Source organism: Streptococcus sp. 2_1_36FAA (assembly GCF_000161955.2).
Taxonomy (GTDB): domain Bacteria; phylum Bacillota; class Bacilli; order Lactobacillales; family Streptococcaceae; genus Streptococcus; species Streptococcus gordonii.
Window position 1 is genome coordinate 340,824 of record NZ_KI391974.1, and the last position, 16,235, is coordinate 357,058.

Below are 16,235 nucleotides of genomic sequence, written 5' to 3' on the forward strand. Positions count from 1 at the left end.
CGGTAACTTCTGTACCATTCTTATCCACTCGTTTCACTGTGACTGGATCTGGTGTACCAACATATTGTTTGTCTGGCGTAAAGGTAATAGAGCCATCTGGATTGATGCTGTATTCACCTACACCCGGAACAGTCTTCGTTGACTGACCATCTTCGAAGGTCATTGGTTTCGTATCATCAATTGGAACCAATGGATTACCTTCTGTGAAGGTTGGGGTACCTTTTTGCGGTTGACCTTGGATACCATTTGAAGTGGCATCCGTTGAAGTTGGTGTTACCTTAGTCACTGTTGGCGTATAAGTCGCAGTGACTTCTGTACCATTCTTATCCACTCGTTTCACGGTGACTGGATCTGGAGTGCCAACGTACTGTTTGTCAGGCGTAAAGGTAATAGATCCATCAGAGTTAATAGCGTACACACCTACACCCGAAACAGTCTTAGTTGACTGACCATCTTCGAAAGTCAATGGTTTCGTATCATCTAGTGGAACTGCTGGATCACCTGCTGTAAAGGTTGGCTTACCGCTTTGTGGCTGTCCTTGCAGACCAGTTGAGGTATCATTTGTACTTGTTGGAGTGACTTTAGTCACTGTAGGTTGATAAACAGCTTCAGCAGTAGAACCATTCTTATCTGTCACACGAAGAGTTGCAGGAGTTGGTGTACCATAGAAATCAGGTGCTGGTTGGAAGCTAATATCCCCATTCGGTTGAACAGTATAGGTTCCTTGAAGTTTACCGCTAGCATCATGTACTGGTAAGCTGTTACCTTGTTGAACTTGTCCATTAACCACAAATTGTGGACCTTCTGGTGCAAATGGTACAGTCTCATTTTGTCCATTGATAGTTGCTTGACCAGGGGTAAAGGTGAGGTGGCTATCTTGCTTTTGACCTTGGAGTCCAGTAGTTTCTGCTCCTTGCCCTGTTGGAGTTGCTGCCTTAACATCTGCTTGGTAAGTAGCTGTTACTTCTGTTCCGTTCTTATCTACACGCTTAACGGTTTCTGCAGTTGGGCGTCCAGAGTATCCAGAAACTGGTTGGAATGTAACGCGGCCTGTACTATCCACCTTATAAGTTCCAACACCAGGAACCTCTTTTGTCGATTGACCGTTGTCAAAGGTTGGCGCAATTGATTCATCAATTGGAACACGGTTATCACCTGGAGTAAAGACCAAGTTCCCAGATTGTTCTGCCCCTTGAATACCTTCAGAACTTGCGTTTTGAGATGTTGGAACAACTCGGGTAACAGTTGGTTGATAAGTTGCAAAGTGATCATTACCACTTGCATCATTTACTTTTAATTTAATCGGATCAACAGTTCCTACAAATGATTTATTTGGGGTAAAGGTTACTCGACCTGTAGTTGGATCTAAGTTGAAGGTACCAACCTCTTTCCCACCTGATGTTGCAGGAATACTAGTTCCTGAGATAGGATCTCCATTTCCATCCAAGAAAGTAGCAGGATTACTTGCAGATGGTTGAACCGGTGTGTTGGCTGGATTACCATCTGTAAATGAGATGTCTTTTACTTGCGCTAAACCTTGGGCATCAGTTGAACGATGTTCAGTGTAATCAACTACTGTAGGAACATAACGAGCATCCATAGAATTTAGTGGCTGATTGACAACAGGCTCTGAATTATTTTTTGCAGTCCATTCAGTGCTTGCACCGTTGCTATCAAAGCGACGGATGTTAATACCTGATGTAGTCCCTACGTATCCAGCATTTGGAACAAAAACAACATCGACATTATCACCATTTGGCGTCACTTTGTAACGGCCTTCTGCAGTTGTATACCAACCTTCTGCATCTGCCGTTAATTCACGTCCATTATTATCTAAAACAACAGGCGCCTTATTAGTATCAATCGTTGTTCTAGCATTCTCGTCTTCTTTAGAATAACCACGAGATGTGAAGTGTAGGCTTGCTTGTTGTTGTTGATCGCGTAAGCCCTTGGTTTCCTTCTTCTCACCCTTTGGTGGGTATGTAAGGTTGACTTGTAAGTCTTCAACTTCACCACTGAAGGCTGTACCGGTAGGCTTCTCGATATCACCTTGATTCAAGGCAATACGAACACGCATCCCTAACTTCTTGACTGAGTCGTCATTCATTGGAGCATGATTTCTGAAAGTAACTGTGTAGTCTCCTTCAGAAGTGACTTCAGTAAACTCACTGGCTTCGTTCTCGTCAAATTTCCCGTTATTGTTAAAATCAATCCAAGCTCGAACATAGGCTTTTTCATTTCCATTAGCTGAAGCATGGAAACGAAGCGAATAATCACCATCACGAAGACGATCTGCTTGGAACAAGTCATGAGTCTTACCAACTAAATCTGATGGTAAAAGCTGATCAATCCCTTCATCAGCGTGATCAGTGCTATCATCGTGAGTCCAATCGTTTCCTGAAGTTGTATCAATATCCGCAGGCTTCCGACCAAGATATGGTTGTGGATTTTGTGCTCCCGTAGCAGCATTGTAACCAGAAATAGCATGAACTGCATTTCCATAGCTTTCAGGCGCATCCCCAGTATCTACAACCATGAAACCAATCATAGCAGCTTGCTGACCAGAAGATGCAATATAAATACCTACCTCTGATGCTTCACGAGTCATCACAATTGGTACTGTATGATCCTTCGAAGTGTTAGGACCAAAGACTTGTGAACCTAAACCACCCGTTCTTTGATCAGGATTTGTAAATTTAGTCCAGTCAATTGTTGGAGTAGTCGCGTTATCACCAATATACTGACCAAGTCTGTTAGGATTCATAGGCGCATAAGTTTCGGTAATTACTTTACCGCTTGGAGAAACACGTTTCCATTCTGCTAGATGCTCCCAGCCTTGCCCATTTGTAGTAAAGATAGCATATTCACCTGGGTTAGCTTCTTCACCATCCGCCATAACGACGGTTGCTTTAACTGGCTTGTTAAGGTAAGTTGCTTCGACCTTAAACTTCACACCATAGCTAGCACCATTTTTAGGTACTTGTAACTGAGTCTTACGGCCATTAGTATCAATCCCCTGTTCACGTAGAGATGTCCATTGGTTCATAGGAGCACCAATGATTTTTGGTCGTGCAGAATCGCCTTCTTTAACTTGTCGATTATAGTCCGCAGGCACGTATCTAAACCATGTGTTTTTGGCATCAGGATCATAACTATTTTCATACTGAGTGCCTGCTACACGGTTACGATAAATCTCTGTAGAATGAAATGGTTTTAGTTCTGTAACTGTTAATTTAACTACATAGCCCGGAGAAATTTCTTTCTCATACACACTACCTACTTTAAGAGAGCCGTCGGTATCAAGATTTCTAAACGCCTGAGAATCACCAAAATCTAGCCAGTTGATCTGTTTCACTAGGTCTGCTGGTCTCTTCTTTTCAGAATCCGCTAAAGTTGGTTTTTCAATAGTATTATTTGGATCGCCATCTCGTAAACCTGTAGGTGTAGCGTCTCGACGTGCTCGACGAGAACGTGTAGGTTGTGTAGCTTCCCTAATCGCTACTGGTTGTTCTGTAGCTGTTGAAGTACTTACAGCTTCTGAGCTAGCTACAGTTGAAACTGGATTAGCATTCTCTGCAGGCTTAACCTCTGCAGGGGCAATTGGCTTCTCAGCTGAAGGCTGAGGTGTTTCAGAAGCTACTGGCTGCTCGTCCTTTGGTTTCTCATTAGACTCTGGAGCTGAGTTTGTAGGTGCAGTATTCTCAACTGATTGTGGTGCCTCAGTAACTGTAGTTGCTAAAGTAGTTCCTGAATTTTGTGAAGCTTCAGAAACTACTGGTGCTGTAGCAGTTGATGATGGTTCAGCAAGGTCGGTTCGAGCGACCTCATTTTGGACATTAGAAGCACTTGTTTCATCAGCGCTAACCTGACTTGCCGCCCCCAAAAGAATCAAGGTTGACAAGAGCACAGAACAAACACCAATGTTTAGTTTTCGAATAGAAAACTTACGCAGGTGTGGATTAAACAAATCTTTTCCCATAATGATCTCCTAACTATTAATTATATTCCAAGCTATTATACAGCATTTTTTTCTGTTTGGCTATATAAATACACTAAAAAATTAGATTTTCGATACTTTGAAAGGGCTCAGCAAACATTATATATTACAGACCATTATAAAAAGAAATTGTCTAGCCTATACTTGACAGTATGAACATTAGAAATGAATTGATACAATTTACTTACTTGATCTATAAAATCGCATTGATTAAATCCCTATTATTCTCCTTTATCTTACAAAATAAAAGCCCTGACCAAACTAACCTAAATTTAGGCTGCTGGCCAAGGAATTTATCTTATTATTCTACTTGATCAATATCTTCTTTCATTTCATCCATATTGAATTTGGCAAATAGATAGTCACGATCCTGAACAGGGAAACGTTGATCTAACTGGTCAATTGCTCCAAGTTCAACAATACCCTCTTTGATTACAAAGTCCATGACATGTCCACCGAAGCTTAAATCGTCTGATACAAAATGAAGATGATAACCTGCTAAGCTGACTCCATGAAAAATCTCTGGTGTCCAGATACCAACGATTGTCCCAGTTACATTTTCCTTGCTGTATTCAGGTTGGTTAACAGCAACTTCTGCAAACTTTCGGTCTGACGTTGACTTAGGAATCATGCGAACTCGCATATGAGAAAAGTCGCCATGAATCTTGATGGAACGAAAAAGATTTTCCCCATCATAATAGGACTCAATTCTCTCCTCCAGCTCCTTATCATTCATTTCAAAACGCTGGCGGAAAATCACCTCTGCCTTGTGAGGGACTACCGCTGCATAAGGAACCTTCTCTGACGGATCCACCTCAACTACTTCTGGCACTTCTCCAGATCCCTTAGCTTGATAAGCCTTACCATCTAAAACAATCAGCTCGCCGTCAATAGAATCCAAAGTACCTATACCTAAATCACCATAGTGAAGCAACTCACCAATCGTCATTGTCCCACCATAAAGACCAGACATCAATGCACCCAAAGTATTATATTGAAATAATTTAACTGGTTCAAACATTTTTAATCCTCTACTCTTCTTTCATCTTCTCTTATAAAGCAAAATTAGTATAACACAAAATTTTATAATTGCAAAAAAACATATCTAGATGATATGCTTTTACAATTAATTATAAAAAATTTAACAGTCTAGGCTATCATAAAATTCTTGCATTGCACTGTCATCTGGCACCAGACTCAAATAGTGCTGAGCTTCTTGTTTGGCTCTTTCAAGCTCGCCACATTCTCTCAACAGGTAAATGTATTCTTCCAAAAATTCTGGATTATCTCTCAAATCCCTATGCAATTCTCCATAGAGCTCTCGAGCTTTTTCTATGTTCTCCAAAGCCTGATAACTTCGAGCTATGTTCCATCGAGTCAACACATTATCCCAATCCTGATCCTCCAAAGCAAGAATATCTTCATATCTCTCCTGTTCTAGATAAAGGTTAGTCAGGCGCAGAGCTAGCTCTTCTAAATCATCAGCATTATCCCAGGCATCTAATAGATAGCTCTCTGCTTTTTCAGTATCATGAAGTTCATAGGAAACTTGCGAGGCTAATAGTGCTAGCTGGCTATCAAACGGATTTTTATTCAAACCTTGCTGAGCCATGAATAGAGCCTCCTCAGCTTGATGGTCTGCATGAAGAGACAGTGCATAGATATATTCATAACCTTCGAAATCCGGTGAAAGAGTGTCCAATTGCTTGAAATAGAGATTCGCCTTCTGATAGTCTTCTTGATCGTAAAGGATCACGGCCAATTCAAATACTGCAGATTCGTCATATTCTAATTCGATAGCCTTTTGAAGAAATTCAATGGCAGCTTCAAACTTTCCTAAGCTAGCATAGCTCACCCCTATTCTCTGGTAGGTTGAGATCCCTGTCTGCTCATAAATTGTCCGATTATCAAGACTGGCATATTCCTTGATCGCCTGTGTGAAATTGCCTAATTCGAAATCTATTTCAGCCATTCCAAAGGTAATGATAGGATCGTCACTTAATTGACTGGCTTCAACTAGTTTCTCACGCGCTACATCAGGCAGACCTTCCATCTGGTATAAATCTGCCTTAATCAAAAGAGCATTGACATACCACGGATCGTTCGATCTGACTTCTTCCAAGTAGCCAAAAGCTTCCTCTAAGTCTCCATCTTCACTGGCAATAGCTGCCAAATTTAGATTAACCTGCGGATAAAGGGGAGCCAGTTTATTATAGATACGCTTGGCTTGTAAAAAGAAGCCGATACTTTCTAAATATTCTGCTAGGTCCAATAAGATAGAATCACTATCCTCTAACAAGGCTTTTTCAAACCACTGTTCTGCTTGCACTAAATCCTGAGCCTCAATGGCAGACAGCATTTTCTCACTATTTTTCACTTACTTCTTCCTCTACTTCATCATCATACAAACCACTCACTACTTTGTACCACTTAAAGATAGCTGTAATCACCACTTTTGCAGAAGCGTAGACTGGAATTCCCAATAAGACACCCCAAATTCCAAACATTGATCCAGATGTTAAGAGTACAAAGAGAATAGTAATCGGATGAATACTTAATTGACTACCTAAAATAAGAGGAGAGACAAAACGTCCTTCTATTGTTTGCTCCACAATAAAGACAATGATAACTTTCAAGAGCATAACAGGTCCCGCAATCAGTCCCAAAACAAGCGCTGGTAACATAGCTAAAAAACTTCCTAAATACGGAACCAAGTTGAGAACACCGGCCACGACTGCTAAGGTCACTCCATAGCGCAGGCCAATAATCTTAAAGAGAATCATAAACATAAAGGCAACAATGATTGCAACAGTTATCTGTCCGCGAACATAATTAGCTAACTGACTATTCACTTCAGACAAAACTTGACCAACCGGCTCACGTAATTTCTTAGGTAGGAACTGAGTTACATAGCCTTTCAAATTTTTCCCATCTCGAAGGAGGTAGAATAGAATGAAAGGCATAATAATGACAGCAACAATAACTTGAGAAGCAGCACTGACAAAGTTACTTGCCCAGTTAACTGCCCGAGCAGAAAAGTTACTTGCCCAAGTAGTTAATTGAGAAGAAATATTATCCGTAACTTGCTCAATCTGTGGACGAAACTCTTCAGACAAGCGGCTATCCAGTAAATCATCAATTATTTTTTTAGATTGCTTGAGATAAGCAGGCATGTTCCTAAAAAAGCTAACAATCTGAGTCTGAAGGTTTGGAATGACAACTGCCAAACCCCAAATCAAAAGCACAGTAATCAATACAAAAACAATCGTAATAGCTACTAAACGATTGATCTTCCGCTTTTCCATCATGTCTACCAGAGGATTGAGCAAATAATAGAGCAAACCTGCCAGAATCACTGGTAACATAATAACCGAAATAAACTCAATAATAGGGGTGAAAACAAAACTAATTTTACTCAAGACCAAGAGATTGAGTCCAATCAATAAACAAACTAAGAAAACCGTAATGGCTTTATTATCCAAAAACCATCTAAAAAACCAACTCATGCTAAATTCTTTTTCTTTAGGTTCCATCCTTCTCTCCTTTTCTTTTATCTTCTTATTGTAGCATTTTTTACAGAAAAACTCCCGATGAAACTAAAGAAAAAAAGAGAGAACAACAAATCCTCTCTTCCTTCCCATATATTCCGTCTTTTGACTATTCTATACTTTTTAGGAAATATCTTAGCTTACTTTTGCAGCTAAGCTAGCAGCGAAATTCTCCAGATTTTCAATATCATCTTCTTCTGCTGCTAAATCAACCTTAACATTTTCAGCACCTTTTGTTGCACCAGTTGAAACGAAAACAGCATCAAAGTCATCTACTGCTTTACAGAATTCGTCGTAGAAAGTATCACCTGAGCCAACGACACCATAAATCTTATCAGATAAATCCAAATCAGCCAAGTCTTCATAGAAATCCATGATTTCGTCAGGTAATTCTCCATCACCGTACGTATAGGTCGCCACAATAGCAATGTCTGCTTCTAGAAAATCTGAAGCATCAACTGTCGTACACTCATCAACATCAACATCTAAACCTAAATCTCTTAACTTATCAGCAACGATATCAGCGATTTCTTCTGTATTACCTGTCATACTTGCAAATACAATTTTTGCTAAAGCCATAGTTTCCTCCAAAATATCTTCTATTGATAATTATAGCACATATTTTTCATTTTAAAAATAGAAATCTTGTGTTACAATTAAACAATAACTCTAAGCAAGAAGGAACAATTTTTTCTATGACAATTCAACATCAAATCTTACAAAAGATAAAGGAATATAAAACGATTATTATTCATCGCCATGTAAATCCGGACCCTGATGCTTTAGGTAGCCAAGTCGGCTTACAAAAGCTCCTTCAGCTAAATTTCCCTGAAAAAATAGTTAAAGTAACTGGATACGATGAACCAAGTTTAACCTGGCTAGCCCAGATGGACGATGTCTCAGATCAAGATTATGAAAACTCCTTGGTTATCGTATGCGACACTGCTAATACAGCTCGAATTGATGATAAACGTTATCCAAATGGATCCTTTTTGATTAAGATAGACCATCATCCTAATGACGACGTTTATGGTGATTTAGCGTGGGTTGATACCAATTCAAGTAGCACCTGCGAACTAATTTCTTTATTCGCTTTAGACAATCACCTAAAAATGGATGCATATATCGCTAAACTCCTCTACGCTGGAATTACTGGTGACACGGGACGTTTTCTTTACCCTGCTACTACCGCTCGGACTTTACAAGTCGCTAGTCAATTAAGGGAATATCCCTTTGATTTTGCTACGCTGGCTCGGAAAATGGACTCTTTCAGCTATAAAGTTGCCAAGCTTCAAGGCTATGTTTACGATCATCTTGAACTTGATGAAAATGGTGCTGCACGTGTCATCATCACTCAGGATTTACTAAAAGCGCACCAACTGACAGATGCTGAAACTGCAGATATTGTCGCAACTCCTGGTCGAATTGAGGACGTCAAGTTGTGGGGAATCTTTGTTGAACAAGAAAGCGGTCATTTCCGTGTACGATTGCGCAGCAAATTCATTCCAATCAATGAAGTCGCAAAAAATCATCATGGCGGAGGACATCCCTTAGCTAGTGGCGCCAACTCCTATTCACTAGAAGAAAATGAAGAAATCTTCCAAGAATTAAAAGAATTAGCCAAAAAGCAAAGAAAATGAGCGAAAAGGCTTGTCAAAGCAAATGAAATTTGATAAACTATCAAAGTAACTAATCTATGGCTCGCAAAGAGACCATGGCAGAAAGGAAATTTTTTAAAATGAGAAAAGATATTCACCCAGAATACCGTCCTGTTGTCTTCATGGATACTTCAACTGGTTACCAATTCCTTAGTGGTTCAACTAAGCGTTCAAACGAAACAGTTGAATTCGAAGGGGAAACTTACCCATTGATCCGTGTTGAAATTTCATCAGACTCACACCCATTCTATACTGGACGTCAAAAGTTCACTCAAGCAGATGGACGTGTGGATCGTTTCAACAAAAAATACGGTCTCAAATAAGAACATCTATTCAATACATTCGATTATTGAATTCAAGCCACTTCCGATTAATCGGAAGTGGTTTTTGTTTTGCTTTTAGCAATATAAAACTTCCTCCATCTAAAAGATGGAGGAAGTTCTCGGTTAAAGGAATAGACCATTATATTCATTTATTTTATTTATAATTAAACACCCAATAATATGTACCATCACCTGCTTGTACACAGGCAACTGCACCTTCTTTGGCATCAGGATTTAGAATCAATTCTCTATTTCCTGAGTTTAGCCATTTGTTAGCAACTACTTCAGCATTTTCTTCTCGACGGAAGGTGATACCAGCGCTACTATCATAATTGACAGAAAGTTTCTGAGCTGTTGGTAAAGATTGATTGTTATAAAGTTCATCAGACCATGTTAGTTCTTGTAAGCCAAGTCTTCTACGTTCCGCATTTAATTTTGCAAAAGCAGCTTTAGCCTTATCAATATTAGGGAAGTTTGAGTTTTCAGTTTTTTCCACACGATAAATAAACTTCACATGGCCAAATTCTGTCTTTTCATATCCTTTGACGCTACTTGTCAAATATGCTGTCAAAACGTAATCTCTAGCCCAAGCATGATCCACTGCTTGATTAAAGACATCTTCTTCTTCAAGTTCATATGTAACCTTACAGTCATAGCCTGCATTATCTATCATTTTTGGTGCCAGATGTTGCTGAACATAAGAGATGAATTCTTCCTTGCTCTTGAATGGAAGAGGATCTCCTGCTTTACCAGTACCAACTAGATTCTCTGAGTATAGTTTAACTGTAGAAGCATTATCATCATAATTATATTCATCGTCCTTTGGATTAGAATGATTATTTGGATCAAGAGCCGGATCGTCTGGATCCGTTCCATTAAATAGTTTCCAGCGGTCGCCCATCCACTTGTAATATCCATCGATACCATCAGGGTTTTCGTCTCCAAGATGGACTCGGTAATAATAGGTGCCGTTATCATCTACAAAGCGAGGATCATTCTTCATCCGAGGGTCATCAGGTCTGTAGAGAGGTTTTGGCAATTTACTATAATCTATATTTGGATTTGGTGCCCAATCAGGCTTCTCTGGCTTAGGTGTTTCAGGATCTGGCTTAGGATCTGGAGTCGGATCTGGTTCTGGAGTTGGATCTGCTGCTTTCTTAACATAAACCCACTTACCATTTTCATAGTAATAGTATGAACCATCATCCAACACATAATAGTGATAGCCATTTTCATAACGATAATGCGGATCATTCTTCAGTTTATTAAAGCCATCTTGGTAATAGAGTTCCCACCTACCATTCTTGTAGACATAATAGTCTCCGTTTTGGTTTTTATAGTAGTAATTTCCATTCCAATAAAAGACATTATAGTTATACCATGGATTGTAATAACCAGGGTATCGACCGTAATTATAGTTATTTCTGACTCGCGGATTATAATAGTTAAATCCTGGACGATAGCGAGAATAAAATACGTCATTATGTTCCTCTGCCTGAGCAGTATTTGTAGCAAGAAAAGCTAATACTAAGGCAGAACTAAACAGCATCACTCTCGATAGATACTTTCTTTTTGATTTCATTACTTATACTCCTTTGTAATAAAAACAATGATAGTCTACTCCTCCTCTATATAATATTTTATCCCCATCTAATCTCTTAGTCAAACAAAAACATAAATATTATCCTATTTTTTTTGTGTTTTTTGCATATATACTACTAAAGGTTTAGAACAAAAATCCCTTAAGAATTTGATCTTAAGGGATTTTCTAGTTAATTAAGTGAAATCATTAGGAAAAGATTGATTATTTGTAGTTGTAAGTCCAGTAGTATACACCGTTTCCATCTACGACTGTCGCTACAGCTCCTTCAGTTACGTTTGGATCAAGAAGCAATTCTCTCAAACCACTGTTCGCCCATTTCTTAACGACAGTAGCTGCATCTTCATCACGACGTCCGACAAAGCCAGCGCTATCGTATTGACGTGAAATTTCGTTTACTTTCGGAAGTGCTTGGTTTTGATAAATGTCTTCTGACCAAGTCAACTCTTTCAAACCTTGAGCTTTACGAGTTTCATTGATTTTAGCGAAAGCTTCTTTCGCTTTTGAAACATAGTCATAGTTTGTATCGTTTGTCGCTTCAACACGGTAAACAAACTTCACATAACCAAATTCTACGTCACTGTATTTCTTGTCCTCAACACCACTCTTGAGGTTTGCAATCAAGACATAGTCCTTAGCATATGGGTTTTCTTTAGTCTTTTCAAAGATATCTGCATCTTCGATTTCCCACTCAGCTTTAGCATCCCATCCAGCGTTATCAAGGAATTTAGGATTCATTTTTTCGATAACGTATTTCTTGAACTCTTCAACGTTCTTGAATGGCAATGGTTGACCAGCTTTGGCAGTAGTTACCAAGTTTGTTGAGTAGAGTTTCACGCTAGAGTTTTGATCACTGTACATGTACTCATCGTCAGCAGTATTTTTGTGAAGTTTTGGATCAATACCTGGATCGTTTGGATCTGTCATACCTTGAAGTTTCCATTTTTGTCCAATCCACTTCCAATATGCTGAATAACCTGTACGGTCTGAGTTAGATGGTACATAGTAGTAATGTGTGCTACCATCGAAGTAGTAGTTTTTATCATTCTTAAGGGCTTTATCACCTGGTTTTCCTGGTGGGTAAACCAATTTAGGAGTTTGCCCATTTGGTGCCCATGCCAAGTGCTCAAGTCCTTCTGCTGGTTTTTCAACATAATCAGGGATTTGGTTTTCACTAGGTTCATCAGTTGTCACCAAACCTGAATTTCCAGGTGTTGCTGGTTGATCTGGTTGCGCTGGTTTTGGATCTTCTGCTGGTTGTGCTGGTTTTGGATTAAATGGATCAAACTCACTATCAGCACCGTTAATTGGCGGATTTTCTGGTAAATCAACACTTGGAGTTGTTGGTTGTTCTGGTTTTGGTTCAGCAGGTGTAGTAGGCTCTTCAGGCTTATCGCTAGGTGCTGGAGTTGGAGCCTCAGGTTGTGCTGGAGTTGGGGTTGGAACTTCTGGTTTTGGATCCTCTGCAGGTTGTGCTGGTTTTGGATCTTCAGCTGGTTGTTCTGTACTTGGAGTTTCCGGCTGAGCTTGAGGTGATGGAGTCGTTGAATTGTTTGTTGAAGTCTTAACCAATACCCATTTACCATCTTGGTAATAGTAATAGTCACCATTTTCTAATACATAGTAATGGTAGCCATTTTCATAACGGTAATGAGGATCGTTTTCCAAATTGTTAGATGATGAGTTGTTGTTGCTATTGTTTGTCAATGGTTTCCATTCACCGTCACGGTAAATACGGTAGCTACCATCGTTCATACGGTAGTAGTGATTACCATTCCAGTAGATATAGTTTTCATCGTTTACTAGGTTGTTGTAGTTGTTCCAACCATTGTAACCATAGTTATTGTAGTTGTAATTTGGATAGTAATAATCCCAAATATTAGAACCTAAATAGTAGTTATTGTAACCATAGCCATAGCCATATCCGTAGCCATAGTTATTGTAACCATAGCTGTAGTTGTTGTAACGAGAGTTACGACGACTGCTATGACGACTAGTACGGCTGTTAGTTACTGTATTACGGCGACTTGTGAAGCCAGTATTCCAGTAATTAACACCTGGTTGGTATAAGTTACTATAGCGAGAACTATAACCATAGTAGTCAGCGGCCTGAACAGTATTTCCAGAAAAAGCTGGAATCACTGCTGCTGCAGCTAAGACTGAACAAGATAAAAATCTTAAACGTTTCGACATTATAATAAACCTCCAAAATCATTCATTTATCTTTTAAAATGATCTTATATTTTAGACGTGCCATGACAAAAAATAATTCTTCAGTAAATAAGACATCTTGGACATAAAATCTTTAGATCAACATCAATCATATTTTAATCAGTCAGTTTCACGTAAACTTTTGAGACAAATAATTTGACAGATGAGAAAATTCGCCCGACATCTATATTGCTAAAAAATTCTTTTTTATGCATATTTCACATCGACCTAAACTATAACACAAAAATTTAGGCAAAGCAAGAAATTTGTTCTTATTTTCAAAATTATTTTTTTCAATATTGTTCTTAATGTAATTCTATTTTTTATCTATGTTCGTTTTTGTTTTATTTTACATGCAATTTTCTGATTTTTTAAGAGATAATCCTAAATTTTATTTGTAATTAAAATAGTAAGCGCTTTTATAGTTTGATTAGTGAAGCTATTTCATACTAAAAGGTATTATAGCTATAAAACAGTGTTTATTTTTGTTTTATACATGAAATAAAATATGCTTTTAATATATCACTAATTTTTGAAAGATTCGTTATTTTAAATATTTATCTAAAATAGAAGAATATTACATTCTTATAAATGCTTATTTTAAGGCTATCTAGATAGACTCGTTTATTTTTGCTTACAAATGCAAATAATAAATATGCTTGAATAAATTAGACATTTCTGTTTGTTTGAAGAATAAAAGAAAATATGTTATCTTAACTGCAGTAACACTTCTCTCTGTGAAATTTTTATTTCACTCCAGCTGAAACCTTTGAAGGAGGAAAAAATGAAACGTCGCACGCTATTCCTTGTACAGCTTCTATTGCTAGTTGGTCTATTAACAACTTTGGTGACACAAGATGGTATTTCTGTTCAAGCCCAACAGATTCGACCGCAAATCACTAATCACACAGATGGACAGTGGATTAAAGATAAGAAGGGTTGGTGGTACAAATATCCAGATAGTAGTTTTCCCAGAAATCAATGGCAACAAATTAATGGAAGGTATTATTTCTTCAACGTCAACGGCTATATGCTGACTGGCTGGCAAGAGTTAGATGGTTTTGGATACTACAAAGAAAGATCTTGGTATTATTTCGACCCAGAAAACGGAGATATGAAAACTGGATGGCAGAATATTAAAGGCAAGTGGTACTATCTTGATCCTGCTGAAGGTTATATGCTAACTGGAGTCCAGCAGGTGGGTGAAAACGGTGAATGTTATTATTTCCATGATAAAAATGGGGATATGCAGACTGGATGGCAACAATTAACAGGTGCTGGTAACCATGAAGGACCAGCCTGGTATTATTTTAATCCAACAGACGGAAGCATGCTCACAGGCTGGCAAAATATTCAAGGAAAATGGTATTATTTTCAACCGATTGATGGCTATATGCTAACAGGACTTCACCAAATAGGAGATGCCGGAAAATCTTATTATCTTAATCCAGTAAACGGGGAAATGTTAACTGGTTGGCAACAGATCGCTGACGAATGGTATTACTTTGCAACTGAAGATGGATCCATGCTCTCAAATGCTTGGCAAGGTTCGTATTACCTTAAAGAAGATGGGAAAATGGCTCACAGTGAAACTCTTCTAATCAATGGCAAACAATATACCTTTAATGAACAAGGTCTTGTAACTACCAATCCATAACTAGAAGATCCACTTCTCTTTATTTAATCCACCTTAGAACTCGATAAAAAAAGTCTGATGTTTTACATCAGACTTTTTTGTTTTTAATAAATCAATTGCTGAATGACTAGGACATGGCTTTCTTCCACACCATATAAACTGTGCAGTTCATTGGGTTCCATTGTAAGAAAAGTTCCTGGAAGCATTTGAACAGTTTCTCCTAAAGCAGTAAAATTCACCTTGCCTTCCAAGCAAACTACTGTCACTAATGCATCAGCCTTATGTTCAGGAATCTGTTTTCCTTTTGCCAAATGAAGATGACGGATCAAACGACCTCTTTCTTCAACGGGTGTCTCAACAACATCAATTGATGGATCAATTTTGTAAAATTTCATAAATTTGTCCTCCTTGTTTTATTTTATAATGACCTATAGAAAAGACGAAGCCACATTCGATCAATCTTGATAATCTCCTCCGGTAATACCAAAGTATTCTTCTAATGATTTACCTGAATCAGCAATCTCCTTAGCTTCTTGTCCAATATAACGCAGATGCCAGCTTTCTGCCATATAGCCTGTTGAAGTTTCCTTACCTTTTAAGAAGCGCACAATGAATCCATAATTGGAGGCATTATCCAAAAGCCACTGACTGGCACCGGGTTCTTCCAGCAGATTTCCTTCTGTATCAATCAGGTCAAAGGCTAAACCAGACTGGTGTTCACTGTATCCAGGTCTGGCTGAATAACGATCGGCAGCCTCCTTTCCATCTCGATTGACATAATTTTGGTAAAGTTCCAGCTGAGTATCATAACTACGAAAGCCACTGTATTGGTCACTTACAGCATAACCAGCGGCTTTCATGTCCGCAATCAACTTGAGTAAGGCTGCCTTGGCAGTGGGATTTTCTCCAGGATTGTAATGAGAAGAGAGGGGGTACTTTTTATTTACAATCAGGATCTCCTCATACTTTCCTTGTAGACTATAATAACTTCCGTTATAAGAAAGCTCTGCATCCTTTTGTTTTTTATTTGTTTTCTTATCTTCTGCTTGATTTTCTATTTGCTGATTGACAGAAGATTGCTCTTTCTTTTGAACAGAAGTTGATCCTGACGTCTTAGAACTTTCCTTAGCTTTCTTATCAAGTGAACAAGCAACTAATGTAAAGGCAGAGAAGCCAAGCAATAAATAAGCTATTGTTTTCATTTTCATAGGAAAAGATCCTCCATTCACAAGACATATAAAACAAGAGAAATTCTTACCTAC

Annotated in this window: 12 protein-coding genes; 3 read left to right on the forward strand and 9 right to left on the reverse strand. The window is 38.5% G+C overall.

Annotated elements, in window-relative coordinates; genetic code table 11:
• The 5 genes from HMPREF0847_RS04085 to HMPREF0847_RS04105 all read right to left on the reverse strand — a co-directional run.
• Nucleotides 1-3,979: CshA/CshB family fibrillar adhesin-related protein (locus HMPREF0847_RS04085; protein ID WP_020992663.1), on the reverse strand; the 3,979-nt coding region annotated here is incomplete at its 3' end.
• Nucleotides 3,980-4,298: 319 nt separating this feature from the next.
• Nucleotides 4,299-5,018 (reverse strand): acetolactate decarboxylase, encoded by a 720-nt coding sequence (budA, locus tag HMPREF0847_RS04090; RefSeq protein WP_008808928.1) that lies wholly within the window; start codon nt 5,016-5,018, stop codon nt 4,299-4,301.
• Nucleotides 5,019-5,138: 120 nt separating this feature from the next.
• A complete protein-coding gene (locus HMPREF0847_RS04095; RefSeq protein ID WP_020992664.1) occupies nt 5,139-6,374 on the reverse strand; it encodes a tetratricopeptide repeat protein in 1,236 nt (411 codons plus the stop codon).
• A complete protein-coding gene (locus HMPREF0847_RS04100; RefSeq protein WP_008808930.1) occupies nt 6,364-7,530 on the reverse strand; it encodes an AI-2E family transporter in 1,167 nt (388 codons plus the stop codon). Before HMPREF0847_RS04100 ends, HMPREF0847_RS04095 begins: the two co-directional genes overlap by 11 nt.
• Before the next feature lie 150 nt (nt 7,531-7,680).
• Nucleotides 7,681-8,124: a flavodoxin gene (locus tag HMPREF0847_RS04105; RefSeq protein ID WP_008808931.1), complete on the reverse strand. Its 444-nt coding sequence runs from the start codon at nt 8,122-8,124 to the stop codon at nt 7,681-7,683.
• Between the two features lie 116 nt (nt 8,125-8,240).
• On the opposite strand from HMPREF0847_RS04105, the gene HMPREF0847_RS04110 reads away from it, so the two are divergent.
• Complete coding sequence (locus HMPREF0847_RS04110; protein WP_008808932.1) at nt 8,241-9,185, forward strand: DHH family phosphoesterase; 945 nt, start codon at nt 8,241-8,243, stop codon at nt 9,183-9,185.
• A gap of 98 nt (nt 9,186-9,283) precedes the next feature.
• Nucleotides 9,284-9,526 (forward strand): type B 50S ribosomal protein L31, encoded by a 243-nt coding sequence (locus HMPREF0847_RS04115; protein ID WP_002895374.1) that lies wholly within the window; start codon nt 9,284-9,286, stop codon nt 9,524-9,526.
• A 154-nt stretch (nt 9,527-9,680) separates the two neighbouring features.
• On the opposite strand, the gene HMPREF0847_RS04120 is transcribed toward HMPREF0847_RS04115, so the two are convergent.
• On the reverse strand, nt 9,681-11,108 hold the full coding sequence (locus HMPREF0847_RS04120) for a CAP domain-containing protein (protein ID WP_008808934.1): 1,428 nt from the start codon (nt 11,106-11,108) through the stop codon (nt 9,681-9,683).
• 222 nt (nt 11,109-11,330) lie between these two features.
• Nucleotides 11,331-13,319: a cell wall protein gene (locus HMPREF0847_RS04125; protein WP_008808935.1), complete on the reverse strand. Its 1,989-nt coding sequence runs from the start codon at nt 13,317-13,319 to the stop codon at nt 11,331-11,333.
• Between the two features lie 802 nt (nt 13,320-14,121).
• Here HMPREF0847_RS04125 and HMPREF0847_RS04130 point away from each other — a divergent pair.
• Nucleotides 14,122-14,994, forward strand: a complete 873-nt coding sequence (locus tag HMPREF0847_RS04130; protein WP_008808936.1) for an N-acetylmuramoyl-L-alanine amidase family protein — start codon at nt 14,122-14,124, stop codon at nt 14,992-14,994.
• 83 nt (nt 14,995-15,077) lie between these two features.
• On the opposite strand, the gene HMPREF0847_RS04135 is transcribed toward HMPREF0847_RS04130, so the two are convergent.
• Together HMPREF0847_RS04135 and ldcB are read right to left on the reverse strand one after the other, a co-directional pair.
• Complete coding sequence (locus HMPREF0847_RS04135) at nt 15,078-15,368, reverse strand: AraC family ligand binding domain-containing protein (protein WP_008808937.1); 291 nt, start codon at nt 15,366-15,368, stop codon at nt 15,078-15,080.
• A 60-nt stretch (nt 15,369-15,428) separates the two neighbouring features.
• On the reverse strand, nt 15,429-16,175 hold the full coding sequence (gene ldcB, locus HMPREF0847_RS04140) for an LD-carboxypeptidase LdcB/DacB (protein ID WP_008808938.1): 747 nt from the start codon (nt 16,173-16,175) through the stop codon (nt 15,429-15,431).
• Nucleotides 16,176-16,235 lie beyond the last annotated feature (60 nt).